Origin of the sequence: Cellulomonas sp. JH27-2, assembly GCF_014837175.1 — a bacterium.
GTDB lineage: Bacteria > Actinomycetota > Actinomycetes > Actinomycetales > Cellulomonadaceae > Cellulomonas.
In genome coordinates, this window is the sequence record NZ_JACYFR010000002.1 from 329,901 (window position 1) to 355,611 (window position 25,711).

The following is a 25,711-nucleotide window of genomic DNA, read 5'->3' on the forward strand; positions in this document are numbered from 1 at the left end:
CGGGCGCCCACGTGCGTGGGCGCCCGTCAGGCGCGGGTCAGCCGACCTTCGCGCTCGCCGCCGAGTACGTCGAGGCGGTGAGGTACCCGGTCTTGGTCCCGGTGACGCGCACCTTGATCGTCGCGCCCTTGTCGGCGGTGACCAGCTTGTACGACGACGACTTCGCGCCGCTGATCGCCGTCGAGCCGCGGTACCACTGGTAGGTGAGCGTGACGGGCGACGGCCCCCACGTCCCGGCCGTGGCCTTGAGCGTCTGACCCACCTTCGCGGTGCCGCTGATCGTCGGCGTCTTCGTCGTGAGCTTGCCGAGGATCGCCGCGGTGGCGGCCGAGCCGCGCACGGCGGTCACGAACCCGGACTTCGACCCGGTGACGTGGACCGTGAGCGTCTTGGCCCGGTCGGACGTGGTCGGCGTGTAGGTGCTGGCCGTCGCTCCCGAGATCGCCGTGCCGGACCGGTACCACTGGTACTTCAGCGTCACGGGTGACGGCCCCCAGGTGCCAGGCACGGCGGTGAGCTTGCTCCCCACGGCACGCGTCCCGCTGATGGTGGGTGTGGGAGCCGTCAGGACGCCCTGGATCGCGGTGGTCGGCGACGAGTAGGTCTCGGCCCTCGCGTAGCCGGTCTTGGTCCCGATGACGTGGACCGTGAGCGTCTTGGCCTGGTCCGACGCGGTGAGCTTGTAGGTGCTCGCCGTCGCGCCCGTGATCTTGGAGCCCGCGCGGTACCACTGGTAGGCCAGCGTCACCGGAGCGGGCCCCCACGTGCCGGGCTTCGCCGTCAGCGTGCTGCCCACCGCGAGGGTGCCGGAGATCGTCGGCTTGGGGGCGGTCAGGGTCCCGGTGACGACGGTCGAGGCCGCCGCGTGGAGCTCGTTGTAGCCCGACGAGCCGGAGACCGTCATGTGCACGCTGATCCGCTTGCCGACGTCACCGGGAGCGACCACGTAGCTGGTGTCACCCGAGGACATGCCCTGGTTCGTGGCACGGCCGTCGACGTACCAGGTGAACATCGCGGGGTTGTCCGTCGCCGGCGTGACCATGCCGTACTTCACCTGGAGCGTCGAGCCGACCGTGGGTGTCCCGGAGATCGTCAGAGGGGCGGACAGCGTGGGGGAGGGCCGGCCGACGGTGCCGGCGTACCCGTACTGCGACGTGGTCTTGTAGCCCGCTCGCGTGCCGGTCACGACGACGAAGATCGAGTCACCGGCCTGCGCGGCCGTCGGGGAATAGGTCCGTCCCGTCGCGCCGGGGAAGTCGACCCGCGTCGAACCCTCCCAGGTGCCCCACTGGTAGGTGAGCGCGGTGTCGCCGGGGATCCAGGTGCCGGGGTCCACCGTGAGCACGCCGCCGACGGCTGCCGAGCCCGTCACCCACGGCGTGCCCGGCACGAGGGACTTTCCGGCCGGCGTCAGGGCGACGGTGAGCTCCTGGCGCCGGTTCGTCGCCGTGACGGTGATGTCCGTGGCCGTGTCCTGCGTCGCCTCGTCGTCCCAGCACCTGTCGGCGTATCGCTGGGAGGGGACCCAGTCGTCGTCGACGTAGAAGTCGTCCATGAAGCACAGGCGGTAGGTCTTGCCGACCTCCGTGCGCCACCACATCTGCCCCTTCTCGTCGGTGATGAGCGGACCCATCTGCGGCGGGTACCAGTCCTGCTCCTGCGGGCGCCACTCCAGCACGGTCCAGCCGATGTTGGGCAGCGGGTTGCCTGCCAGGTCGGTCGCCGTGCCGAGGATGCCGGTCGCGGGCGGGAGGACGAGGTCGACACCCGACACGGAGGTGCTCGGGACCGTGAACGACGCGCCATAGCCCTCGACGCTCTTCGTGCCGTCCCAGGTCGCGCTCGCCAGCACGTGGTCGTCGACGACGGGGGCGGCCGTCAGGTCGCTCTTGCCCGGCGTGGCACCGCTGATGGTGAAGGAGCCGTCGGCCTTCGTGGTCGCGTCGATCGACGCGTTCGAGACCCACGAGTAGTACTGGACGGTCGCGGAGACCGGGTGGCCCTGCTCGTCCTTCACCGATCCGGAGATCGTCACCGTGGTGGCGGCGTGGGCGGGGGCTGCGACGACGGTCGCCAGCCCCGCGACGAGCACCGCCCCCAGGGTTGCAGCGAGTGCTCGTGGTGCTCGACGCAGGAGACGATCGTTCGTCGCCCCCTGGGTCCGCCGGCTGTGCTGTCTGCGGATCACGCCCGTCCTCCGATGTCGTGGTTGCCTCGGTGCGCGGACAGGTTACGCGACAAGTCGGGCAGATCACCCGGCGCCGACATGTCGCGCGGCGTGCACGGGCGTCCTAGCGTGGGTGGGGCAGGACGGCCCGCCGACGAGAGGAGAGTGTCGTGAGCGACGAGAGCACGCAGGAGAAGCTGGCCGAGGCGAAGCGGACGGCCACCCAGGAGCTGTTCAAGTCCGGCACGCCGGACTACGACCCGCGCGCTCAGCAGCGGGCGGTCGAGGCCGAGCGCAAGGCGCAGCACGCCGCCGACGAGGCGCGCGACGCGAAGTAGCCCGACTCCCCGGCACGCGGGGTCGCGGGCGACGTGCATGGTGATGTATCTTGATGTCAAGATACTTCGGTGCGACCACTAGGCTGGTCCCGCATCGTCTCGAGCCGGGCCCCCACACGCTCCCGGCCGACTCGCCCCGATGAAGGAGTCCTGCGTGAGCACTGTCGACAGCTTCGGATCCAAGGGAACCCTCGAGGTAGGTGACGCCTCGTACGAGGTCTACCGCCTGGCGGCCGTGCCCGGCCTCGAGCGTCTTCCCTTCAGCCTCAAGGTGCTCGCGGAGAACCTGCTGCGCACCGAGGACGGCGCCAACATCACCGCCGACCACATCAACGCGCTCGCGACGTGGGACCCCGACGCCCAGCCCGACACCGAGATCCAGTTCACGCCCGCGCGCGTGATCATGCAGGACTTCACCGGTGTGCCCTGCGTCGTCGACCTCGCCACCATGCGTGAGGCCGTCGTCGAGCTCGGCGGCGACGCGACCCGCATCAACCCCCTCGCGCCGGCCGAGATGGTCATCGACCACTCGGTCCAGATCGACGTCGCCGGCCGCGCCGATGCGTTCGAGCGCAACGTCGAGCTGGAGTACCAGCGCAACCGCGAGCGCTACCAGTTCCTGCGCTGGGGCCAGACGGCGTTCGACGACTTCAAGGTCGTCCCCCCGGGCACGGGCATCGTGCACCAGGTCAACATCGAGTACCTGGCCCGCGGCATCATGGTCCGCGACGGCAAGGCGTACCCCGACACCTGCGTCGGTACCGACTCGCACACGACGATGGTCAACGGCCTGGGCGTGCTGGGCTGGGGTGTCGGCGGCATCGAGGCAGAGGCCGCGATGCTCGGCCAGCCGGTCTCGATGCTCATCCCGCGCGTCGTCGGCTTCAAGCTGACCGGCAACATCCCCGCGGGCGTCACCGCCACGGACGTCGTGCTGACCATCACGCAGAAGCTGCGCCAGCACGGCGTCGTCGGCAAGTTCGTCGAGTTCTACGGCGAGGGCGTCGCGGCGGTGCCGCTGGCCAACCGCGCCACGATCGGCAACATGAGCCCCGAGTTCGGCTCCACCTGCGCGATCTTCCCGATCGACTCGGTCACGATCGACTACCTGCGTCTCACGGGCCGGTCCGACGAGCAGCTCGCGCTGGTCGAGGCCTACGCCAAGGAGCAGGGCATGTGGCTCGACCCGAGCGCCGACGGTTACGTGCAGCCGGTGTTCTCGGAGTACCTCGAGCTCGACCTGTCGACGGTCGTCCCGTCGATCGCCGGCCCCAAGCGTCCCCAGGACCGCATCGAGCTGTCGCGGGCCAAGGAGCAGTTCCAGCGCGACCTGCCCACCTACGCGCCGGAGTTCGCCACGGGCGTCGACGAGGCGGAGCGTGAGTCGTTCCCGGCGTCTGACTCGCCGGCGATCACGTCGGCGGCCGAGCGCACCTACCCGGTCACGGACGCCGACGGCCGCCAGTTCGAGCTCTTCCACGGAGCCGTCGCGATCGCGTCGATCACGTCGTGCACCAACACGTCCAACCCGTCGGTCATGATCGCCGCGGCCCTGGTCGCGAAGAAGGCCGTCGAGAAGGGTCTCGTCGCCAAGCCGTGGGTCAAGACGTCCATGGCGCCCGGCTCGCAGGTCGTGACCAACTACTACGAGAAGGCCGGCCTGTGGCCGTACCTCGAGAAGCTGGGCTTCCACCTGGTCGGCTACGGCTGCGCCACGTGCATCGGCAACTCGGGCCCGCTCGACGACCAGGTCTCGGCCGTCGTCAACGAGCACGACCTGGCCGTCGCCGCGGTGCTGTCCGGCAACCGCAACTTCGAGGGGCGCATCAACCCCGACGTGAAGATGAACTACCTGGCGTCCCCGCCGCTGGTCATCGCGTACGCGCTGGCCGGGACGATGGACTTCGACTTCGAGTCCGACCCGCTGGGTCGCGACGAGGCCGGTCAGCCCATCTTCCTGGCGGACATCTGGCCGTCCCCGGAGGAGGTCCAGGCGACCATCGACGCGTCGATCGACCGGGCGATGTTCACCAAGGACTACGCCGACGTCTTCACGGGCGACGAGCGGTGGCGCGCGCTGCAGACCCCCGAGGGCGACACGTTCGAGTGGGACGCCGACTCCACCTACGTCCGCAAGCCCCCGTACTTCGAGGGCATGCAGGCCGAGCCCGCGCCCGTGGTCGACTTCACGGGTGCCCGCGTGCTGGCCAAGCTGGGCGACTCGGTCACCACCGACCACATCAGCCCCGCCGGCTCGATCAAGGCCGACAGCCCCGCCGGCCTGTATCTCGCCGAGAACGGCGTCGAGCGTCGTGACTACAACTCCTACGGCTCGCGCCGCGGGAACCACGAGGTCATGATCCGCGGCACGTTCGCCAACATCCGCCTGCGCAACCAGCTGGTCCCCGGTGTCGAGGGCGGGTTCACCAAGAACCTGCTGACCGGCGAGCAGACGTCGATCTACGACGCGTCGCAGGCGTACCAGGCCGCCGGCATCCCGCTCGTCGTCCTCGGCGGCAAGGAGTACGGCTCCGGCTCGTCGCGCGACTGGGCCGCCAAGGGCACCAGCCTGCTGGGCGTCAAGGCCGTCATCACCGAGAGCTTCGAGCGGATCCACCGCTCCAACCTCATCGGGATGGGGGTGCTGCCGCTGCAGTTCCCCGAGGGCGAGTCGGCCGACTCCCTGGGCCTGGACGGCACCGAGACGTTCGACATCGCGGGCGTCACGGCGCTCAACGAGGGCACCACGCCGCGCACCCTGGCCGTGAAGGCGACCAAGGAGGACGGCTCGGTCGTCGAGTTCGACGCGGTCCTGCGCATCGACACCCCCGGTGAGGCGGACTACTACCGCAACGGCGGCATCCTGCAGTACGTGCTGCGCCAGGTCGCGCAGGCCTGACCAGCACGACGACGCGAGCCCGGTCCTGACACCAGGACCGGGCTCGCGGTGTGTCAGGGCTGGGGCGAACTCACGACGTCGCGGCGACGAGCCAGTCCAGCGCGACGGGCAGGGCCTCGAGGACGGAGACGTGGCTGTCGCGAGGGCGGGTCCAGAGCTCGGCGGCGGGCAGGTGCTCGAGCAGCCACGCGCTGTGCTGCGGCGGCACGACACGGTCCAGCGACCCGTGCACCAGGAGCACGGGCACGGTGATCGACGCGGGGTCGAAGCCCCACGGGTGGGCGAACGCGACGTCGTCGTCGACGATCCCGTCGAGCCCTTGCCCCGAAGCTCGTTGTGCATCCTCTCCGAGCGGCGCCCATGCCCCGGACAGCGTCGCCCAGTCGGCGGCCGTGAACGCCTCGACACCGCCCTCCGGTGTCGCGGCCCGCACGCCGCGCCCGGCCGCACCCGCGCGGAGCGTGGCGTCGGACGCCATCCCGGCCGCCCAGTCGAAGCCGTCGACGAACGGCGCGAGCCCCGCCAGCGACACGACGCCCGTGGTTTTGTCGGGGAGCAACGCGGCGCACGCGAGCGCGTGCGGGCCACCACCGGACGCGCCGGCGTGCGCGGCGGAGTCGATGTCGAGGGCATCGAGCACGTGTGCGACGTCGCTCGCAGCGGACGCGACGTCGCGTCCCGGGTGCGGGGTGGACCCGCCGTAGCTGGGACGGCCGTAGGACAGCAGGCGCAGTCCGCGCGCCCGGGCGGCCTCGAGGACCGGTGCGAGCAACGCGCCCGTCTGCGGGGAGCCGTGGTGCCAGACGAGCGCTGGTCCGTCGTCGCCGCTGTCGTGCACCCGCAGCGTGCGGCCGTCGGGCAGGTCCACGTCGAGAACGGTCATGGGCGTGAGGCTACGGCCTCGGGCCGTCAGGGGGCGAGGGCCTGCTCGAGCCCGTGCCGGCCGATCGCGAGCATCTGCGGGTACTGCTCGGGATGCGCCTGCATCGCGACCGCGAGGTGCAACGCCCACGCCTGCGCGCGTTGCCAGGTCGCCGCGTCCCAGCCGCTGCCGGCATCCACGCGGGCCCGGAACAGCGCACGACCGGCCTCGTCGAACGTCAGCCACGCCGTGGCCAGGTCGCACGCCGGGTCGCCCGACGTCACGTCACCGAAGTCGATCACGGCACGCAGCCCATCGTCGTGCACAAGGAGGTTGGCGGGGTGCGGGTCACCGTGGATCCACGTGGGCGGCCCGTCCCAGGCAGGAGCAGCCGCGAGCTCGTCGAACCGTGCTGCGATGCGCGCGGCCGCGGGCTGGCGCTGCGTCGCCAGGCGTTCGTGCAGCGGTTCGCGGCGCGTGCGGATGTCGTCGCCCCGCACCGGGTTGTCCGGGGCGTCGTCGGGCGCCGGGGTGTGCAGCGCGACGAAGACGTCGGCGAGGTGCTCCGCCCACGCGGTCCGCGCGGCTACCGGCACCGCCCACGCGGGGACGGCGTCGAACCACGGCACGACGCTCCAGGTCCACGGGAAGCCTGCGCCCGGCGCTCCGACCCGGACGGGCGCAGGCACGTCGACCGGAAGCCGGGGCGCGAGCACGGGCAGCGCCTGCTGCTCGTGCTCCACCAGGTGGGCGGCCGCCTCGCGGACGGGGAGGCGCAGCGCCAGGTGCTCGCCGAGCCGCCACGTCGCGTTGTCCCACCCCGTCCCGACGAGGGTTACCGGCAGGTCCGCGAGGTCAGGGTGCTGGTCGCGCAGCAGCGCGCGCACGAGGGCCTCGTCGAGCATCACCTCGATCATGGGGTGGGTCACGAGACCTCCACGAGGCGGTGGGTGTCCCACGGGAGTGCCCAGCCGAGCGCCTCGAACATCCGGGACAGCACGATGGCCGTGAAGCCCCACACCAGCGTGCCGTCGACGACGAACGCGGGGGTCCGCACGGTCGCGCCCGAGCGCGAGTGGGCGACGCTCGCCCGGTTGGCCGGGTCGAGCAGGTCGGCCACCGGCAGGCGGAAGACCTCGACTGTCTCGGCGTGGTCGACGGCCGCGACCTGCGAGGGACGCGCCCACCAGGCCGGGACGGGCGTCACCAGGTGGTTGCTCACCGGGACCGGCAGGGGAGCAAGCGTGCCGAGGACGTCCACGCCGGCGACGTCGAGCCCCACCTCCTCGGTCGCCTCCCGCAGGGCCGCAGCGACCGGTCCGTCGTCGGACGGCTCCAGGCGACCGCCCGGGAACGCGACCTGCCCCGCGTGGTGCCCGAGCGTGGACGCCCTGCGCTGCAGCAGCACGTCGAGGTCTGCCGGCACCGCCGCCGCACCGGCAGTTGCGGGCGTCGCGTCCAGGCGCCCGAACAGCACGAGCACCGCCGCGGGCCGGCTCGCCGTCCCGAGCGTGATCATCCGCGACGGGTCAAGGCGCCAGTCGATGCCCCGCCGGCACAGCTCGACGAGGCCGGACCGGGCGTCGGCAGACGAGGTCAACCGCGCGCCCGCACCTGCGTAGCGAACGCACCGACGAACGCACGCGCTGCGGGCGCCAGGTCGGGAAGGTACTTGGCGCCGTCAGCGCGGATCGCCTCGATCTCGTCCTCGCCGAGCCGTTCGGTCATCTCGGGCGTCGACAGCCACAGGTCGAGCATCCCGGGCTCCAGCTCGGGATGGAACTGCAGCGCGAGCGCCGAGCCGAGGCGGAACGCCTGGACGGGCGTCGTCGACGTGGAGGCCAGGAGCGTCGCGCCCGGCGGGAGCGAGACGGCGTCGTCGTGCCAGTGCAGGACGGTCGGCTGCTCGCCGAGGACCGACAGGGCCGGGTCCTCGGCCACCACGTCGACCGGCGCGAAGCCGATCTCCGTGCCGTGCCGGCGCGACAGCTCGCCGCCCAGCGCGAGGCCGACGAGCTGCATGCCCAGGCAGATGCCGAGCACGGGCACGTCGGCCTCGACGGCACGGGCGATCAGGTCGCGCTCGGCGGCCAGCCCGGGGAAACGGTCGTCGTCGGCGTCCATCGCACCGCCCATGACGACCAGCCCGGAGATCTCGTCGAGCGCTGGCAGGTCGGGTGCGTCCGAGGAGACGACCGTGCGCACGCGCACCGGCGCGTCGAGGGCCGGGGCGATGAGCCCCGGGCCCTCGTGCGGGGCGTGCGTGAGGATCAGGACGGGACGCATGCCGGTCACCAGCCGTCAGGCAGCGGGCGGCCCTCTTCGTAGCCGGCCGCGCTCTGGATCCCAACGACAGCACGCTCGTGCAGCTCGTCGAGCGTCGTGGCGCCCACGTACGTGGCGGCCGAGCGGACGCCCGCGGTGATGTGGTCGACGAGGTCCTCGACGCCCGGACGCTTCGGGTCCAGGTACATGCGCGAGGAGCTGATGCCCTCCTCGTACAGCGCCTTGCGGGCCCGGTCGAACGCCGAACCACCGCGGGTGCGGTTGGCGACGGCACGCGCGGACGCCATGCCGAACGACTCCTTGTAGAGCCGGCCGCTGCCATCGTCGTGCAGGTCGCCGGGCGACTCGTAGGTGCCTGCGAACCACGACCCGACCATGACCTGCGACGCGCCGGCCGCCAGGGCGAGCGCGACGTCGCGCGGGTGGCGCACGCCGCCGTCGGCCCAGACGTGCTTGCCGAGCCGGCGGGCCTCGGCGGCGCACTCGAGGACCGCGGAGAACTGCGGGCGGCCGACGGCCGTCATCATGCGCGTGGTGCACATGGCGCCGGGGCCGACGCCGACCTTGACGATGTCCGCACCGGCCTCGATGAGGTCGCGTGTGCCCTCGGCGCTCACCACGTTGCCGGCGACGACCGGGACCTGCGGGTCCAGCGCGCGCACCGACGCCAGCGCGTCGAGCATCTTGCGCTGGTGGCCGTGCGCGGTGTCGACGACGATCACGTCGATGCCGGCCTCGAGGAGCTCGGCGGCCTTGGCCTTGACGTCACCGTTGATCCCCACGGCGGCGGCCACACGCAGGCGGCCCGACGCGTCGAGCGCGGGCTCGTAGATGGATGAGCGCAGCGCGCCCACGCGGGTCAGCACGCCGACGAGCGCGCCGTCGCGGACCACGGGGGAGAAGCGGCGACGCGAGGCGTGCAGACGCTCGAACGCCTCCTCCAGGCCGCGCGGGCCGCTGCCCTCGAGCACGTCCGCGTCGATGGTCGTCGGGTCCGCCGTCATGACGTCGGCGACCTGCGTGAAGCGGTCGACGCCCTGGCAGTCGGCCTCGGTCACGACGCCGACGGGACGCCCGTCGGTCACGACCACCGCGGCGCCGTGCGCGCGCTTGCCGATCAGGGTCAGGGCGGTGTGCACGGTGTCGTGCGGCGCCACGACGACAGCTGTCTCGACGACCGGGCTCTTGGCCTTCACCGACGACACGACGTCCGCCACCACCTCGGTGGGGATGTCCTGCGGGATGACCGCGATGCCGCCGCGACGGGCGATCGTCTCGGCCATCCGTCGGCCGGCGACGGCCGTCATGTTGGCCACGACGAGCGGGACGGTGGTGCCGGTGCCGTCGACGGACGACAGATCGACGTCGAAGCGGGAGGTGACCTCGGAACGCGACGGGACGAGGAAGACGTCGCCGTAGGTGAGGTCGGAGGTGGCCTGGTGGCCGGGCAGGAAGCGCATGGGTGTTCCCCTTTCCGATCAATGATAGAGGCTCGCGGGCGCGAGGGCTCTGCACAGGACCGTCACGAGGCTCACCCCGCCCTGGCGCGACCGCGGGTCGGGCCGGCCTCTACAGTGGGGTGACCCGACGAGCCGAGGCCGACACCGCCGTCGGCACGCACAACCCGGACAGGAGGCACGGTCGCGTTGAAGCGCACGATCCTGTCGACCATCTCGAAGCCCGCCGACGTCCGGGCGCTGACGCCGCGCCAGGTCGAGCAGCTCGCCACGGACATCCGCACCTTCCTCGTGGAGTCGGTCTCGCGCACGGGTGGGCACCTCGGTCCCAACCTGGGCGTGGTCGAGCTGACGATCGCGATGCACCGCGTCTTCGAGTCGCCCGCCGACACGTTCGTCTTCGACACGGGCCACCAGTCGTACGTGCACAAGCTGCTCACCGGTCGCCAGGACTTCTCCGACCTGCGCCGCCGCGGCGGGCTGTCCGGCTACCCCAGCCGCGCCGAGTCCGAGCACGACGTCGTGGAGAACTCGCACGCCTCGACCGCGCTGTCCTGGGCCGACGGCATCGCCAAGGCGAACCAGCTCAGCGGTCGCTCCGACCGCTCGGTGGTCGCCGTGATCGGCGACGGCGCGCTGACCGGCGGGATGGCCTGGGAGGCGCTGAACAACATCGCCGCAGGTCAGGACCGCCGCCTGGTCATCGTCGTGAACGACAACGGTCGCTCGTACGACCCGACGATCGGTGGGCTCGCCCAGCATCTCGACACGCTGCGCACCACACAGGGCTACGAGAACGTCCTGTCGTGGGGCAAGCGGACGCTGAACCGCTCGGGTCCGCCCGGGCGGGCGGCCTACGACGCGCTGCACGGTCTGAAGAAGGGCATCAAGGACGTCGTCGCCCCGCAGGGGATGTTCGAGGACCTGGGTCTGAAGTACGTGGGCCCGGTCGACGGGCACGACGAGGCCGCCGTGGAGCGGGCCCTGCGCCGGGCGCGCGGCTACGCAGGACCGGTGATCGTGCACGTCATCACCGAGAAGGGCCGCGGCTACACGCCCGCGGAGGAGGACATCGCCGACCGGTTCCACTCGGTCGGCAAGATCCACCCCGAGACCGGCCTGCCCGTCGCACCGTCGCGCTTCGGCTGGACCAGCGTGTTCGCCGACGAGATCGTCCGGATCGGTCGCCGCCGCAAGGACGTCGTCGCGATCACGGCCGCGATGCTGCAGCCCGTCGGGCTCGCGCCGTTCGCCGCCGAGTTCCCCGAGCGCGTCTTCGACGTCGGGATCGCGGAGCAGCACGCGGCGACGTCGGCGGCCGGGATGGCCTTCGGTGGGCTGCACCCCGTGGTCGCGGTGTACGCGACGTTCCTCAACCGCGCGTTCGACCAGGTCCTCATGGACGTGGCCCTGCACCGCGCGGGCGTCACGTTCGTGCTCGACCGGGCCGGCCTGACGGGCGACGACGGCGCGAGCCACAACGGCATGTGGGACATGGCGATGCTGGGCGTCGTCCCGGGGCTGCGCCTGGCGGCGCCGCGCGACGAGGCCACGCTGCGGTCGGCGCTGCGGGAGGCGGTCGACGTCGACGACGCACCCACCGTCGTGCGCTACCCCAAGGGGGCGATGGGCGACGCGATCGAGGCGGTCGACACGGTCGACGGCGTCGACGTGCTGGCCCGGCGCGAGGCAGCACCCGACGCACGTTCCGTCCTGGTGGTCGGCGTCGGCGCCATGGCCCCGACAGCGCTCGAGCTGGCCGACCTGCTGGTCGCGCACGGGCTGGGCGTCACCGTCGTCGACCCGCGTTGGGTGCTGCCCGTGGCGCCGGGCCTGACCAAGCTGGTCGGGGAGTTCGACCACGTGGTGACGCTCGAGGACGGTGTCGTCGACGGGGGCATCGGTGCGATCGTCGCGCAGCGGGCCCGCGAGGCGGGCATCGGGACGCCCGTGCAGTCGTTCGGGATCCCACGCGAGTTTCTCGACCACGCGACACGCGACCAGCTCGTCGGGACGCTGCGCCTGGGCGCCGCCGACGTCGGGCGCGACGTGCTGGCGGCCCTGGGGGACTGATCCGGGACTCAGGTCCCAAGACATCCCATCATTTGCTCCCTAGGTTCGAGGTATCGGGTCGAACCAAGGGAGTCGGGATGTCCACCACCGCAGTTCCGCAGCAGGTCAGCGAGCAGACGATGCCCGAGTCGTGGGACGGCTTCGTCGCCGGACCATGGGTCGACCACGTCGACGTGCGCGACTTCATCCAGCGCAACTACAGCCCGTACACGGGTGACGCGTCCTTCCTTGCCGGCCCGACGGCGCGGACCACCGCGATGTGGGACCGGCTCGCGGTGATGTTCCCCGTCGAGCGAGCCAAGGGTGTCTACGACATCGACGCGACGACGCCGTCGACCATCACGTCGCACGCACCCGGCTACATCGCCCAGGACGACGAGGTCATCGTCGGCCTGCAGACCGACGCCCCGCTCAAGCGCGCGATCATGCCCAACGGCGGCTACCGCATGGTGCTCAACTCGCTGCAGACGTACGGCTACGAGGCCGACCCGGTCGTCACCGAGATCTTCACCAAGTACCGCAAGACCCACAACGACGGGGTCTTCGACGTCTACCCGCCGGCCGTGCGTGCGGCACGCAGCAGCCACATCATCACGGGCCTGCCGGACGCCTACGGGCGCGGCCGCATCATCGGCGACTACCGGCGCGTGGCCCTGTACGGCGTGGACGCGCTGATCGCCGCCAAGAAGCTGGAGCGCGCCGAGCTGGACCTCGAGCGCTCGGTCGAGAACGTCATCCGTGACCGCGAGGAGCTCGCGGAGCAGGTGCGGGCCCTGGGTGAGCTCAAGGCGATGGCCGCGTCGTACGGATACGACATCTCCGGCCCGGCGACCACGGGCCGCGAGGCCGTGCAGTGGCTCTACTTCGGCTACCTGGCCGCGGTGAAGGAGCAGAACGGCGCGGCGATGTCGCTGGGCCGCACGTCGACCTTCCTCGACGTGTTCCTGCAGCGTGACCTGGAGGCCGGCACGCTGACGGAGGAGCAGGCGCAGGAGATCATCGACGACTTCGTCATCAAGCTGCGGATCGTCCGCTTCCTGCGCACTCCCGAGTACGACGAGCTGTTCTCGGGCGACCCGACGTGGGTGACCGAGTCCATCGGCGGCATGGGGGAGGACGGGCGTCCGCTCGTCACGCGCACGTCGTTCCGCTACCTGCAGACGCTCTACAACCTGGGCCCGGCACCCGAGCCGAACATGACGGTGTTCTGGAGCGACGCGCTGCCGCAGGGGTTCAAGGACTACTGCGCGCAGGTGTCGATCGACACCTCGGCGGTGCAGTACGAGTCCGACGACCTCATCCGCGGCTCGTGGGGCGACGACGCGGCCATCGCGTGCTGCGTGTCCCCGATGCGCGTCGGCAAGCAGATGCAGTTCTTCGGTGCCCGCGTGAATCTGGCCAAGACGCTGCTGTACGCGATCAACGGCGGCCGCGACGAGGTGTCGGGCAAGCAGGTGGCGCCGGTGAGCGCCCCCGTGGCCGGCGACGTGCTGGACTACGACGACGTCATGGCCAAGTTCGACGGCCTCATGGACTGGTTGGCCCAGACCTACGTCGACGCGCTCAACTGCGTGCACTACATGCACGACAAGTACGCGTACGAGCGCATCGAGATGGCGCTGCACGACCGGACGGTCCTGCGCACGATGGCCTGCGGCATCGCCGGGCTGTCCGTGGTCGCCGACTCGCTGTCGGCGATCAGGTACGCGACGGTGCGTCCCGTCCGCGACGAGAACGGCCTGGTCACGGAGTACGAGATCGAGGGCGACTTCCCGACCTTCGGCAACGACGACGACCGCGTCGACGACATCGCCGTGGGTCTGGTCCGCACGTTCATGGAGAAGGTCCGCCGGTTCCCGACCTACCGCGACGCGGTGCACACGCAGTCGGTGCTCACCATCACCTCGAACGTGGTCTACGGCAAGGCCACGGGCTCGACGCCCGACGGCCGGCTCAAGGGTCAGCCGTTCGCACCGGGCGCCAACCCGATGAACGGCCGCGACACGCACGGCATGCTCGCGTCGGGCCTGTCGGTCGCGAAGCTGCCCTACGCCGCGGCGCAGGACGGCATCTCGCTGACGTCGTCGGTCGTGCCGTCCGGCCTGGGCCGTACGCGCGAGGAGCAGGTGCGCAACCTCGTCGGGCTGCTGGACGCGTACACGCTGTCCGAGGGCTACCACATGAACGTCAACGTGCTGAACCGCGAGACGCTGCTGGACGCCATGGAGCACCCCGAGAACTACCCGCAGCTCACCATCCGGGTCTCCGGCTACGCCGTGAACTTCGTGCGGCTGACGCGTGAGCAGCAGCTCGACGTCCTGTCGCGGACCTTCCACGGAGCGGTCTGACCATGAGCACCGTCACCGACGAGCGGCAGCCAGGCGCCCCCGTGGTCGCGCTCGGGATGCCGCTCGTCGGCGGCTCGCACGAGCGGGCCCACGGGCACGGCACGGCCGGGCTGGAGAGCGTCGAGGCCGGACGGTCCGCGCGCCTGGCGGCCGTCCGCGCCGGCGACCTCGGGTCCGTGCACTCGTGGGAGCTCGTCACGGCCGTCGACGGTCCCGGGACGCGTCTGACCGTGTTCCTGTCCGGGTGCCCCCTGCGCTGCCTGTACTGCCACAACCCCGACACGATGGAGATGCGCCGGGGCACGGACGTCGCGGCCGACGAGCTCCTGGCCCGCATCGCCCGTTACCGCGGCGTGTTCCGGGCGACCGGCGGGGGCCTGACGATCTCCGGCGGCGAGCCGCTCATGCAGCCGGCGTTCGTGCGGCGTCTGCTGCGGGGTGCGAAGGCGATGGGCGTGCACACGACGATCGACACGTCGGGCTACCTGGGCGCGCACCTGAGCGACGAGATGCTCGACGACGTCGACCTGGTGCTGCTGGACGTCAAGTCCGGCGACCCGGCGACGTACCGCCGCGTGACGGGCCGCGACCTGCAGCCGACCCTGGACTTCGGCCGCCGCCTCGCTGCGCGCGGCACCGAGATCTGGGTGCGGTTCGTGCTGGTGCCGGGCCTGACGGACGACGAGGCCAATGTCGATGCCGTCGCCGACCACGTCGCCACGCTGTCGAGCGTCGCACGCGTCGAGGTGCTGCCGTTCCACCAGATGGGCCGCGACAAGTGGGCCGAGCTGGGGCTGACCTACGAGCTCGAGGACACGCAGCCGCCGACGCCGGAGCTCGTCGAGCGGGTCCGCGGCCAGTTCCGCTCGCGCGGACTGACGACCTTCTGACAGACGAAAGGGACCTGCTCGCCCGGCGAGCAGGTCCCTTCCGCGCGTGTCAGGCCGGGACGTTCGCGACGCCGTCCGGCAGGATGCGGCGGCCCAGGACGCGCTCGGAGTAGCCCGTGCGGTCCAGGTACGGCGTGATGCCGCCCAGGTGGAAGCCCCATCCGGCGCCCAGGATCATGCACAGGTCGATCTGCTGCGGCGTCGCGACGACGCCCTCGTCCAGCATGTGGCCGATCTCGACCGTGAGCGCGGTCAGGACCGAGTCCAGGACGCCGGCCTCGTCGAGCGGCTCGTCGGCGACGGTCCGCGTGCCGTCGAACACCGCCTGGATCGCCGGGTCGACGGGCTTGGGCAGCCCCTTGGCCGGCGCGTCGAGCACGACCCGCGTGCCGTCGGCCACCAGCTTCTCGAGGCCCGGGGAGCGCGGGAACCGGTCGCCCAGGTCCTCGCGCAACGACGTGAGCACGTGCAGGCCGACGGCGGGACCCACCAGGTCGAACAGCTCGAACGGCGGCATCGGCAGTCCGAGCGGGCGCAGCGCACGGTCGGCGACCTCGACGGGCGTGCCGTGCTCGACGGCGTCGACGATCACGCCGAGCAGCAGCACGAGCAGGCGGTTGACGACGAAGCCCGGGCGGTCGGCCGCGAGCACGGCGGTCTTGCGCAGCTTGGCGGCGACCGCGAACCCGGTGGCGAGGGCCTCGGCGGACGTGTGCTCGGCGTGGATCACCTCGACCAGCGGCATCGCGGCCACGGGGTTGAAGAAGTGCAGGCCGACCACACGCTCGGGGTGCTGCAGATCGGCGGACATCGCCGTGATCGACAGGGCCGAGGTGTTCGTCGCGAGGATCGTCGTCGGGGAGACGATGCCCTCGAGCTCGGCGAAGACGCGCTTCTTGAGGTCGAGGATCTCGGTGACCGCCTCGATGACCAGGTCGCACGATGCGAACTCGGTGATGTCGGTGGTGCCGTGGATCGAGCCGACCAGGCGCGCCGCGGTGCCCTCGCTCATCCGGCCCGAAGACGTGAGGCGCTCCACCGTGGAGCGGACCGCGGCCAGGCCGTGCTCCACGCGCTCGGCGTCGAGGTCGCGCATCACGACGGGCACGCCGAGCCGCTGCGCGAACAGCAGTGCGATCTGCGCGGCCATGAGGCCCGCGCCGACGATGCCGACGCGCGTGACCGGCTGCGCGAGCGAGCGGTCCGGCGCCCCGACGGGCTTCTTGCCGCCCGAGACGAGGCCGAACGCGTAGACCGACGAACGCATCTCGTCGCTCATGATGAGGTCGGCGAGCGCCTCGTCCTCGGCGGCGAAGGCCTCCTCGCGCGACGCCGTCCGGGCCGCGGCGACCAGGTCGAGCGCGCGGTACGGCGCCGGGCGTGAGCCGTGGATCACGGCGTCCAGGCGCTTGCGGGCGCCGGCCGCCACCGCGTCCCACGTCTGCTGGTCGTCCAGCTCGCGGCGCTCGACGACCACCTCGCCGGACAGCACGCGGGCCGCCCACCGGATCGACTCCTCGAGGAAGTCGGCCGGGTCCAGGATCGCGTCCATGAGGCCGATCTCCGTGGCCTGCTTGGCATTGAACGGCTTGTTGGTGGCCGGACGCGTGAGGATCACCTCGAGCGCCTTCTCGACGCCGATCAGGCGCGGGACCAGGTACGCCCCGCCCCAGCCGGGCACCAGGCCCAGGCCGGTCTCGGGCAGCGCGAGCGCACGGACGTCGGACGCCACCGTGCGGTAGTCGCAGTTCAGCGCCAGCTCCAGGCCCCCGCCCAGGGCGACGCCGTTGACGAAGGCGAACGTCGGCACGCCCATGGTGTGCAGCAGCTCGTACGCGGCATGGCCGCTGCGGCCCAGCTCGAGGGCGGCGTCGCGACCGGTGACCGACGCGATCTGGGACAGGTCGGCGCCCGCAGCCAGGAAGTACGGCTTGCCGGTCACGGCGACCGCCGCCACCTCGCCGGCCTGGACCCGCGCCTTGACGGACGTCAGGGCCTCGGTCAGCGAGGCGATCCCCAGCGGGCCGAAGGTCGAGGGCTTGGTGTGGTCCAGCCCGTTGTCGATCGTGACGAGCGCGAGGGTGCCGGCTCCGCCGGGCAGCGCGACGTCGCGGACCAGGGCGTGCGAGACGCGCTCGGCGCGCGGGGACTGCGGGTTCTCGGTGGTCACGTCGGTGGTCGTCACAGCGTGCTCCCGTTCTGGTCGTCGGCGACGTAGTCGGCGTGGTGGGGGTTCTCCCAGATGACGGTGCCGCCCTGGCCCAGACCGACGCACATGGTCGTCAGGCCGTAGCGGACGTCCGGGTTCTCCTCGAACTGGCGGGCGAGCTGGGTCATCAGGCGCACGCCCGACGAGGCCAGCGGGTGCCCCACGGCGATCGCGCCGCCGTACTGGTTGACGCGCGGGTCGTCGTCGGCGATGCCGTACGCGTCCAGGAACGCGAGCACCTGGACGGCGAAGGCCTCGTTGATCTCGAAGAGCCCGATGTCGTCGATGGTGAGCCCGGCGCGCTGCAGCGCCTTCTGGGTGGCCGGGACCGGGCCGATGCCCATGATCTCCGGCTCCACGCCGGCGTACGCGAAGGAGACCATCCGCATCCGGGCGGGCAGGCCCAGCTCGGCGGCGGTGTCCTCGGCGGCGAGCAGGCAGGACGCGGCGCCGTCGGTCAGCGGTGCGGCCGTGCCGGCGGTGACGCGGCCCCCCGGGCGGAAGGGCGTGGGGAGCTGGCCGATAGCCTCGACCGTGGTGCCCGGCCGGGGCGGCTCGTCGGCCGTCGCCAGGCCCCAGCCGTGCTCGGGGTCGCGCAGGGCGACCGGGACCAGGTCGGGGTCGATCTTGCCCGCGGCCAGCGCGGCGGCGAACTTGGCCTGGCTCGCGGCGCCGTAGGCGTCGGCGCGCTCGCGCGTCAGCGCGGGGAAGCGGTCGTGCAGGTTCTCCGCGGTGACGCCCATGTTCAGCGCGTCGGCGGCGACGAGCTGCTCGGACATGAAGCGCGGGTTGGGGTCCGCGTCGAAGCCCATCGGGTGGTGACCCATGTGCTCGACGCCGCCCGCGAGGACCACGTCGGCGGCGCCGACGCCGATCTGCGCGGCGACGTTGGTGACCGCCGTCATCGCGCCGGCGCACATGCGGTCGATGGCGTAGCCGGGGACCGTGCGCGGCAGGCCGGCGAGCACGCCGACCGTGCGGCCGAGCGTCAGACCCTGGTCGCCCTGCTGCGTGGTCGCGGCGATGGCCACCTCGTCGACCCGGGCCGGGTCGAGGGCGGGGTGCCGGCGCAGCAGCTCGCGGATCGTCTTGACGGACAGGTCGTCGGCGCGCGTGTGCGCGTACAGGCCGTCCTTGCGGGCGCGGCCGAACGGGGTGCGGACCCCGTCGACGAAGACCACGCGGCGGACGCGCGGGGCGGGGGATGCGGTGGGCATCGGGACCTCCAGGGCGGGACGGCTGTGTCCTTGAGGTGCCGCGAGATGCGGCACCGCGACGGCCGACGCTACTCGGGACCGAGGTCCCACGCCAGCCGAAGTTACTGAAGAGTAACAACGTGTCCGGCCCTGCGGGAACGGGTATCGGGCAGTCTCAGGAAGTACGCCCGACGAGGGTCCGGACGACTCAGGCGAAAGCCTCGGCCAGGCGCGGTGCCACCAGCTCCACCTGCCACGCGCGTGCCCCGCCCGCGGCGAGCGTCGCAGCGATCGACGTCTCGTCCAGGGGGTCCGGCGGGGTCCAGCACAGGCGGCGCAGCAGGTCGGGCTGCAGCAGGTTCTCGGTCGGCACGTCGTACTGCAGGGACAGCGCGGCGACGACGTCTCTCGCCGCCGTCAGCCGGGCGGCCGCTGCCGGGTCCTTGTCCGCCCACGCGCGCGGCGGCGGCGGAGCGTCGCTCTTGGGTCCGCGCACGGACGGCAGCTCGGAGTCGGGCAGGGCGAGGCCGCGGTCGATCGCGGACTGCCACAGCGTCGCTCGTCGTCGGGTGCCCTTGCCCGCGAACGCCGGCAGTGCGGTGAGCTGCGGCACCGAGCGCGGCAGGGCCTGGGCCGCGGCGACGATCGCGGAGTCGGGCAGCACACGGCCCGGCGAGATGTCGCGCTGGCGCGCGTTCGTGTCGCGCGTGGTCCACAGCTCGCGCACGACCGCGAGCCGACGGGCGTCGCGGATGGTGTGCAGACCCGAGACCCGCCGCCACGGCTCGGCACGCGGCGGGGGCGGGGGAGCGGTGCGCACGGCCTCGAACTCCTGCGCGGCCCACTCGGCCTTGCCCGCGACCGCCAGGCGTTCGGCGAGGATCGAGCGCACCTCGACGAGGACCTCGACGTCGAGTGCGGCGTAGCGCAGCCAGTCCGACGGCAGCGGGCGCGTCGACCAGTCGACCGCGGAGTGCTCCTTGGCCAGACCCAGGCCCAGCGTGTCGGCGACGACGGCCGCGAGACCGACGCGCTCCATGCCGAGCAGCCGGGCGCCCAGCTCGGTGTCGAAGACGCGGCTGGCCCGCATGCCCTGCTCGGCCAGGCCGGGCAGGTCCTGCGACGCGGCGTGCAGCACCCACTCGACGCCGACCAGCGCGTCGGACAGCGCCGACAGGTCGGGCAGGGCGATGGGATCGATGAGCGCGGTGCCCGCACCCTCGCGGCGCAGCTGGACCAGGTAGGTGCGCTGGCCGTAGCGGTAGCCGGACGCCCGCTCGGCGTCGACGGCGACCGGACCGGTCCCCGAGCCGAAGGCCTCGACCACAGCGGCGAGCGCCTCAGGGGTCTCGACGACCGGCGGGATCCCCTCCGCCGGCTCGGTCAGGGGGGTGATCACGGGCTCCGGCGCCTCGCCCGGGGTCGGGCCAGCGCCGGTCGTGGCGTCGCCGACCTCGTTCTCCATGGCCTCAACCGTAAGCGAGAACCCGCGTGCGGCTCCGCAGGCGCGAGCGGTGCGCCGTGGCAATCACCGAGACGTGCGTCTCAGCGCAGGATGCCGCCCCGGATCGAGATCGCGACCAGCTCGGCGCGGTCACCCGTCCCGAACTTGCGCGAGATCCGTGCCAGGTGGCTCTTGACGGTGAGAGCGGACAGGCCCAGCTCCTCGCCGATCAGCCGGTTGCTGCGGCCGTCCGCGACGAGCTCGAGCACGCTGATCTCGCGCGCGGTCAGCTCGGGCAGCTCGGCCGGGGGAGGCGGAGGAGCGGGGAGCCGGACCAGGCTCGCCGTCGTCGTGCCGGCGACCGCGCCCCGCACGCCACCGGCGAGCAGGATGCCCAGCTCGGGCCGGCTCGCGCGCCGCGTCAGGACGACGACGCGGTGACTGCCGCGGCGGCGCAGGTTCGTGACGAGGGCCGAGCCGTCACCGTCGGCCACCTCGCTCACGACCACGCACATCTGGTGCCCCGCCGGGCGCGCCGGAGCGTCGGCACGCAGGGTGCCGGGTCGGCGCACGACCTGAGGTCGCAGGGGCTCGATGCTCACAGCACGGTCATCGGCACCGGGGCGGTGCGACTTGAGAGCCGTCAGCGGCGTGTGGTCCTCAGTGTCGCGGCGCGAGCGGCACGACGCCCTCGGGGAGCGGGGGCAGGCCCGCCGCGGTGCACAGCAGCGTCGCCCAGGCGCGCAGGTGAGGGGCGAGATCCTCGTCGGCGGCCGTCCAGGACGCGCGGATCTCGAGCTCGGTCTGCTCCTGCCGAACGTCCAGCGAGCCGAAGCTCTGCGAGAGCACACGCGTCACGGTGCCCCCGGCCGCGAGCGGGTCCAGGTCGGCCGACGCCAGGGCGTCGGTGAACCACGACCAGGCGACCTCGGCGAGCAGCGGGTCCGTGCCGACCTCCGCCTCGAGCGTGGCGCGCACCAGCGTGACCAGGCGGAAGCTGCCCTCCCACGCCTCGTGCCCGGCCGGGTCGTACAGCACGACGAAGCGACCGGACGCGAGCTCGGCGGCGGACACCGACCGCCGCTCGGTGCGGACCTCCGCGGTGAGCGCGGCCGAGTACGGCGCGATCCGCGCGGGACCGGGCACCTCGTCGAGCACCACCTCGGGTCGCACCGCGACGCCGCGCAACGAGCGCAGCGAGCGCACGAACTCGGCGGGGACGTCCTGGGGGCCGGCGGTGGTCACGGGGTGGAGCGTACGGGCGACCGGTGCCGTCTTGCGGTCCGGCACGCCGCGTCGTGGCTCCGCTTCGAGCACTACGCTGATCGGGCACCCAGCACCCGGCTCCGGCGCGATCGTCGTGCGCGCACGCGCACCTCGACGACCCGTGGGGCCGACGAATCGAAGGAGCATCCCTCGCATGGCTGAAACGGCGACTGGAACGGCGCAGATCGGCGTCACCGGACTGGCGGTCATGGGCCGCAACCTGGCGCGCAACTTCGCGCGCAACGGGTTCACGGTCGCGATCCACAACCGCTCGTACGCCAAGACCCAGTCCCTGGTCGACGACCACGGCGACGAGGGCACGTTCGTCCCCTCGGAGTCGGTCGAGGACTTCGTCGCGTCGCTCGAGCGGCCGCGCAAGATCGTCGTCATGGTCAAGGCCGGTGGCCCCACCGACGCGGTGATCGACGAGCTGGTGCCGCTGCTCGACGAAGGCGACATCGTCGTCGACGCCGGCAACGCCCACTTCCCCGACACGATCCGGCGCGAGAACGCGCTGAGCGCCAAGGGACTGCACTTCGTCGGCTCCGGCGTCTCGGGTGGCGAGGAGGGCGCCCTGCTGGGCCCGTCGATCATGCCCGGCGGCACGGCGAAGTCCTACGAGAGCCTGGGCCCGATCCTGGAGAAGATCTCCGCGAAGGTCGACGGCGTGCCGTGCTGCACGTACGTCGGGCCCGACGGCGCCGGTCACTTCGTCAAGATGGTGCACAACGGCATCGAGTACGCGGACATGCAGCTCATCGCCGAGGCGTACGACCTGCTCAAGCAGGGCCTGGGTGCGTCTGCGGCCGAGATCGGGCAGATCTTCGCGGAGTGGAACACGGGCGACCTGGAGTCGTTCCTCATCGAGATCACGGCAGACGTGCTGCAGCACGTCGACGCCGCGACGGGGTCGGCGTTCGTCGACATCGTCCTCGACCAGGCCGAGCAGAAGGGCACGGGTCGCTGGACCGTGCAGAACGGTCTGGACCTGGGCGTGCCGATCACCGGCATCGCCGAGGCGACGTTCGCGCGAGCCCTGTCCGGTGGCACCGCTCAGCGCGAGGCCGCGGTCGGCGTGCTGCCCGCGCACACCACGCCGTGGGACGTCACGGACCGCGACGCGTTCATCGAGGATGTCCGCCTGGCGCTGTACGCCTCCAAGGTGGTCGCGTACTCGCAGGGCTTCGACCAGATCGCCGCCGCGTCGGCCGAGTTCGGCTGGGACATCGACCGCGGAGCCATGGCCCGCATCTGGCGGGGCGGCTGCATCATCCGCGCGCGCTTCCTCAACCGCATCACCGAGGCGTACGAGCGCGACGCGCACCTGCCGCTCCTGCTGGCCGACGAGTACTTCACGGGTGCCGTCGGCAATGGCGTCGAGGCCTGGCGGCGCACCGTCGCGGGTGCGGCGCTGCACGGCGTGCCGACCCCGGCGTTCTCGTCGTCGCTCGCCTACTACGACGGCGTGCGGGCCGAGCGTCTGCCCGCCGCGCTGATCCAGGCGCAGCGCGACTTCTTCGGTGCGCACACGTACCGCCGGACCGACCGCGAGGGCACGTTCCACACCACGTGGTCCGGCGAGCGCAGCGAGCAGGACGCGTGACGCAGCCGTCCGACGGGCTGCGGGGCGTCTCCCTGCAGCCCGTCATCCTCGGCGCCGACATCGGCGTCTACGCCCTGGCGCGCTCGTTCCACGAGGCGTACGGCGTGACGTCGATCGTCGTGGCCGGTGCCGCGCTCGGACCGGTCGCGCACTCGCGGATCGTCGAGCACGAGATCGTCGGAGACGGGCACGACGCGCGCCAGCTCGTCGACCGGCTGTTGGCCGTGGCGCAGCGCCTGCCGGACCGCCGGCTGGTGCTCATGGCCAACTCCGACTGGCTCGTGCGCGTCGTCGTCGAGCACCGCACCGAGCTCGAGCCGTACTACGTGGTGCCGTTCCTGTCCGCGGACCTGCTGGCCCGCATCTCGGACAAGGCGACGTTCGCGGAGATCTGCGCCGACCTGGACATCTCCGTGCCGCGCACGTTCGTGCAGACGTTCGGCGACGGGTCGCCCGACGTCGTCGTCGACCTGGAGTACCCGCTGATCGCGAAGGCGGCGAGCAGCGCGGACTACCAGGACGTCGAGTTCGCCGGGAAGAAGAAGGTCTTCGAGATCGCGACGCCCGACGAGCTCGTGTGGCTGTGGGGCGCGCTGCGCGAGGCCGGCTACCAGGGCCGGTTCGTGGTCCAGGAGCTGGTGCCCGGCGACGACACGCAGATGCGGTCGGTCACGGCGTACGTGGACAGCCGGGGCGTGACGACCCTGCTGTGCTCCGCGCACGTGCTGCTCGAGGAGCACACGCCGTCCGGGCTGGGCAACCCGGCCGCGATGTTCACCTATCGCGACGACGAGATGCTGGCCCAGGCAGCGCGCTTCCTCGAGGCGACCGGCTACCGGGGGTTCGCGAACTTCGACGTGAAGGTGGACCCGCGCACCGGGCAGTTCCGCTTCTTCGAGGTCAACCCCCGCATCGGGCGCAACAACTACTACGTGACCGCGGCGGGGGCCAACCCGATGCGGTTCGTGGTGGACGACCACGTGCACGGCCTGGCGGTCGAGCCCGTGGTGGTGGACACGTCGGTGCTCTACGCCGTCGTGCCGCACCGCCTCCTGCTGCGCTACGTGCTGGACCCGGCCCTGGCCGCCCGCGTGCGGGGGCTGATCCGCGCGAAGAAGACCGCCCACCCGCTGCGCTACCGGGCGGACCGCTCGCCGCGTCGGCGGGCGTACGTCCTCGCGGCGCTGGTCAACCAGGTGCGCAAGTTCCGCCGGTGGTACCCCGCGGTCACCGAGACGGGGTTCTAGCCCGAGCACGACGAAGGCGCCGGGGACTCGTTCCCCGGCGCCTTCGTCGTACGGTGCCTCAGCCCAGCTCGGACGTGCCCGAGTACAGGTGCAGCACGGGGACCTGCAGCTCCTCGCGAGCCCGGCTGGCCCAGTCCTGGTGGAACGTGTCCTGCCAGGCGTGCGGGTAGGTCACGACCGCGATCTCGCGCGCGCCCTCCTCGACGCCACGGCGCAGAGCCGGCAGCGGGTCGTCCTCGACGACCGTGCCGGTGGCGGCGCGGCCGGCGCCCTCGAACTCGGCCAGCGTCGCAGCCAGCCGCTCGGCGGCCGTCGCCTCGGCCTGCGGCTTGCTCGGCTCCTTGCCGATGAGACGGTCGAACGCCTCCTTGAGCTCGCCGAGCCCCAGGTTGTCGACGATGGTCGGCAGCAGCGGCTGGTCGGAGTCCGCGGGGATCAGCACGCGGTACTCGAGCACCTCGCCCTCGTGCAGGGCGAGCAGGTGCTCGATGTCGACGGCGGCCAGCGTGTCCTCCGCGAGGACCAGGATGGTGTCGGTCACGCGTCGAGCCTAGACGCTGCGGCGCGTTGGTCCTGTCATCGGGCTGGCGGAGCACGGCGCCTCGCGAGCGATGCAGGGACGGCACCTGGTGCTCACCCGTGCGGTCCCCCTAGGCTCCGGCGCAGGCATCGACCTCGGGGGCAAGGGTGAAGGCTGCACGCACACGTCGGTTCGGGGCGCTCCTGGCGGCGGCAGCCGTCGGCACGACGTTCGTCGCGGCCTGCTCGTCGCCCCAGCCGTCGTACGACGGAGCTGCGTCGATCCTGGCCGATCGCGTCAACGGCTCGATGGCGAGCTACAGCAACGTGCCCACGACGATCGCCGAGGCGCTCCCGACCACGCGATACGTCTCTGCCGTGAACGGTGACTCCGGCACGTTCAGCGACCTCGTCGTCACGGGGCGGTTCACGGGCTGGCAGCGCGGCGTCGCGACCGTGTGGCCTGCGGGCGGGGGCGACAGCGGGACGGAGGTCGACTGGGACGACGACGCCGCGGACACACGGACGATCCTCCTGACCTTCACGGTGGACTCGACGGTGGCCGCAGCCGAGGGGGTGTATGCCGCCCGCGAGCTCACGGTGTGGGTGTCGCTGGACGGTGGCGTCCGACCGGGCGACGTCGGCGACGGGCTGACCGGCGCGGGTGAGACCGTCGTGTTCCTTCGCCACCCGAGCAATCCCTCGGTGGCCCGGTTGTGGAGCATCGCGGGCGACGGGGGATTTGTCGGCACCATCGACGACGCCGGGTCCGTGACGATGGGCGTCATCGAGCGCGCGGACGACACGAGCTGGCTGAGTGCACTCGTCCCCGACGTCGACGGTCTGACGATCGACGCGCTGCGTGACGACGCGATGCACCCGACCACCGTCAGCTTCGGCGGCTGAC

At 72.2% G+C, this 25,711-nt stretch carries 20 protein-coding genes; 8 read left to right on the plus strand and 12 right to left on the minus strand.

The window, feature by feature from the left end:
• Nucleotides 1–37 precede the first annotated feature (37 nt).
• Nucleotides 38–2,092 (minus strand): hypothetical protein, encoded by a 2,055-nt coding sequence (locus IC607_RS06470; RefSeq protein WP_191786251.1) that lies wholly within the window; start codon nucleotides 2,090–2,092, stop codon nucleotides 38–40.
• A 245-nt stretch (nucleotides 2,093–2,337) separates the two neighbouring features.
• Here IC607_RS06470 and IC607_RS06475 point away from each other — a divergent pair, with 245 nt between their 5' ends.
• Together IC607_RS06475 and acnA are read left to right on the plus strand one after the other, a co-directional pair.
• The gene (locus IC607_RS06475; protein ID WP_191786253.1) at nucleotides 2,338–2,505 is read left to right on the plus strand and encodes a translation initiation factor 2; all 168 of its coding nucleotides are present in this window, start codon (nucleotides 2,338–2,340) and stop codon (nucleotides 2,503–2,505) included.
• A 139-nt stretch (nucleotides 2,506–2,644) separates the two neighbouring features.
• On the plus strand, nucleotides 2,645–5,404 hold the full coding sequence (acnA, locus tag IC607_RS06480) for an aconitate hydratase AcnA (RefSeq protein ID WP_191786255.1): 2,760 nt from the start codon (nucleotides 2,645–2,647) through the stop codon (nucleotides 5,402–5,404).
• Between the two features lie 70 nt (nucleotides 5,405–5,474).
• Here acnA and IC607_RS06485 read toward each other — a convergent pair whose 3' ends face one another.
• The 5 genes from IC607_RS06485 to IC607_RS06505 are packed head-to-tail and all read right to left on the minus strand — an operon-like array spanning nucleotide 5,475 to nucleotide 10,012.
• On the minus strand, nucleotides 5,475–6,287 hold the full coding sequence (locus IC607_RS06485; RefSeq protein WP_191786257.1) for an alpha/beta fold hydrolase: 813 nt from the start codon (nucleotides 6,285–6,287) through the stop codon (nucleotides 5,475–5,477).
• A 26-nt stretch (nucleotides 6,288–6,313) separates the two neighbouring features.
• Entirely contained in the window at nucleotides 6,314–7,195 is an 882-nt protein-coding gene (locus IC607_RS06490; RefSeq protein ID WP_370526052.1) for an aminoglycoside phosphotransferase family protein, read from the minus strand.
• Nucleotides 7,192–7,866 carry a CoA pyrophosphatase gene (locus IC607_RS06495; RefSeq protein WP_225224566.1) on the minus strand — a complete coding sequence of 225 codons (675 nt, stop codon included), beginning with the start codon at nucleotides 7,864–7,866 and terminating at the stop codon, nucleotides 7,192–7,194. The genes IC607_RS06490 and IC607_RS06495 overlap by 4 nt, the downstream gene beginning before the upstream one ends.
• Nucleotides 7,863–8,552: a type 1 glutamine amidotransferase gene (locus IC607_RS06500; protein ID WP_191786259.1), complete on the minus strand. Its 690-nt coding sequence runs from the start codon at nucleotides 8,550–8,552 to the stop codon at nucleotides 7,863–7,865. The genes IC607_RS06495 and IC607_RS06500 overlap by 4 nt, the downstream gene beginning before the upstream one ends.
• Before the next feature lie 5 nt (nucleotides 8,553–8,557).
• The gene (locus IC607_RS06505; RefSeq protein ID WP_191786261.1) at nucleotides 8,558–10,012 is read right to left on the minus strand and encodes a GuaB1 family IMP dehydrogenase-related protein; all 1,455 of its coding nucleotides are present in this window, start codon (nucleotides 10,010–10,012) and stop codon (nucleotides 8,558–8,560) included.
• A 186-nt stretch (nucleotides 10,013–10,198) separates the two neighbouring features.
• Between IC607_RS06505 and dxs the strand changes: the two genes are divergently transcribed.
• The 3 genes from dxs to pflA all read left to right on the plus strand — a co-directional run bounded on the left by dxs (nucleotide 10,199) and on the right by pflA (nucleotide 15,320).
• Nucleotides 10,199–12,082: a 1-deoxy-D-xylulose-5-phosphate synthase gene (dxs, locus tag IC607_RS06510; RefSeq protein ID WP_191786263.1), complete on the plus strand. Its 1,884-nt coding sequence runs from the start codon at nucleotides 10,199–10,201 to the stop codon at nucleotides 12,080–12,082.
• A gap of 77 nt (nucleotides 12,083–12,159) precedes the next feature.
• The gene (gene pflB / locus IC607_RS06515) at nucleotides 12,160–14,430 is read left to right on the plus strand and encodes a formate C-acetyltransferase (RefSeq protein ID WP_191786265.1); all 2,271 of its coding nucleotides are present in this window, start codon (nucleotides 12,160–12,162) and stop codon (nucleotides 14,428–14,430) included.
• Between the two features lie 2 nt (nucleotides 14,431–14,432).
• Nucleotides 14,433–15,320 (plus strand): pyruvate formate-lyase-activating protein, encoded by an 888-nt coding sequence (pflA, locus tag IC607_RS06520; RefSeq protein WP_191786267.1) that lies wholly within the window; start codon nucleotides 14,433–14,435, stop codon nucleotides 15,318–15,320.
• A gap of 49 nt (nucleotides 15,321–15,369) precedes the next feature.
• Here the strand turns inward: pflA and IC607_RS06525 are convergent, their stop codons facing one another.
• From IC607_RS06525 to IC607_RS06545, 5 genes are all read right to left on the minus strand, one after another.
• Entirely contained in the window at nucleotides 15,370–17,505 is a 2,136-nt protein-coding gene (locus IC607_RS06525; protein WP_370526053.1) for a 3-hydroxyacyl-CoA dehydrogenase NAD-binding domain-containing protein, read from the minus strand.
• Nucleotides 17,502–18,746, minus strand: coding sequence for a thiolase family protein (locus tag IC607_RS06530; protein WP_191786269.1), 1,245 nt, complete (start codon nucleotides 18,744–18,746; stop codon nucleotides 17,502–17,504). The genes IC607_RS06525 and IC607_RS06530 overlap by 4 nt, the downstream gene beginning before the upstream one ends.
• A gap of 187 nt (nucleotides 18,747–18,933) precedes the next feature.
• Nucleotides 18,934–20,190 (minus strand): HRDC domain-containing protein, encoded by a 1,257-nt coding sequence (locus IC607_RS06535; RefSeq protein WP_191786271.1) that lies wholly within the window; start codon nucleotides 20,188–20,190, stop codon nucleotides 18,934–18,936.
• 80 nt (nucleotides 20,191–20,270) lie between these two features.
• A complete protein-coding gene (locus IC607_RS06540) occupies nucleotides 20,271–20,771 on the minus strand; it encodes a response regulator transcription factor (protein WP_370526054.1) in 501 nt (166 codons plus the stop codon).
• 58 nt (nucleotides 20,772–20,829) lie between these two features.
• Nucleotides 20,830–21,414, minus strand: coding sequence for a DUF3000 domain-containing protein (locus IC607_RS06545; RefSeq protein ID WP_191786273.1), 585 nt, complete (start codon nucleotides 21,412–21,414; stop codon nucleotides 20,830–20,832).
• A 175-nt stretch (nucleotides 21,415–21,589) separates the two neighbouring features.
• On the opposite strand from IC607_RS06545, the gene gndA reads away from it, so the two are divergent.
• Together gndA and IC607_RS06555 are read left to right on the plus strand one after the other, a co-directional pair.
• Nucleotides 21,590–23,038 (plus strand): NADP-dependent phosphogluconate dehydrogenase, encoded by a 1,449-nt coding sequence (gndA, locus tag IC607_RS06550; protein ID WP_191786275.1) that lies wholly within the window; start codon nucleotides 21,590–21,592, stop codon nucleotides 23,036–23,038.
• Nucleotides 23,035–24,285 carry a hypothetical protein gene (locus IC607_RS06555; protein ID WP_191786278.1) on the plus strand — a complete coding sequence of 417 codons (1,251 nt, stop codon included), beginning with the start codon at nucleotides 23,035–23,037 and terminating at the stop codon, nucleotides 24,283–24,285. The genes gndA and IC607_RS06555 overlap by 4 nt, the downstream gene beginning before the upstream one ends.
• A gap of 58 nt (nucleotides 24,286–24,343) precedes the next feature.
• On the opposite strand, the gene IC607_RS06560 is transcribed toward IC607_RS06555, so the two are convergent.
• Nucleotides 24,344–24,826: a hypothetical protein gene (locus tag IC607_RS06560; RefSeq protein ID WP_191786280.1), complete on the minus strand. Its 483-nt coding sequence runs from the start codon at nucleotides 24,824–24,826 to the stop codon at nucleotides 24,344–24,346.
• Between the two features lie 146 nt (nucleotides 24,827–24,972).
• On the opposite strand from IC607_RS06560, the gene IC607_RS06565 reads away from it, so the two are divergent.
• Nucleotides 24,973–25,710, plus strand: a complete 738-nt coding sequence (locus IC607_RS06565) for a hypothetical protein (RefSeq protein ID WP_191786282.1) — start codon at nucleotides 24,973–24,975, stop codon at nucleotides 25,708–25,710.
• Nucleotide 25,711: the final 1 nt, after the last annotated feature.

Coding starts and splice junctions, on each gene's coding strand:
- acnA (WP_191786255.1), top strand. CDS start 2,645: ATGAAGGAGTCCTGCGTGAGCACTGTCGACAGCTTCGGATCCAAGGGA.
- IC607_RS06485 (WP_191786257.1), bottom strand. CDS start 6,287: ATGACCGTTCTCGACGTGGACCTGCCCGACGGCCGCACGCTGCGGGTG.
- IC607_RS06500 (WP_191786259.1), bottom strand. CDS start 8,552: ATGCGTCCCGTCCTGATCCTCACGCACGCCCCGCACGAGGGCCCGGGG.
- IC607_RS06505 (WP_191786261.1), bottom strand. CDS start 10,012: ATGCGCTTCCTGCCCGGCCACCAGGCCACCTCCGACCTCACCTACGGC.
- pflB (WP_191786265.1), top strand. CDS start 12,160: ATGTCCACCACCGCAGTTCCGCAGCAGGTCAGCGAGCAGACGATGCCC.
- pflA (WP_191786267.1), top strand. CDS start 14,433: ATGAGCACCGTCACCGACGAGCGGCAGCCAGGCGCCCCCGTGGTCGCG.
- IC607_RS06530 (WP_191786269.1), bottom strand. CDS start 18,746: ATGCCCACCGCATCCCCCGCCCCGCGCGTCCGCCGCGTGGTCTTCGTC.
- IC607_RS06535 (WP_191786271.1), bottom strand. CDS start 20,190: ATGGAGAACGAGGTCGGCGACGCCACGACCGGCGCTGGCCCGACCCCG.
- gndA (WP_191786275.1), top strand. CDS start 21,590: ATGGCTGAAACGGCGACTGGAACGGCGCAGATCGGCGTCACCGGACTG.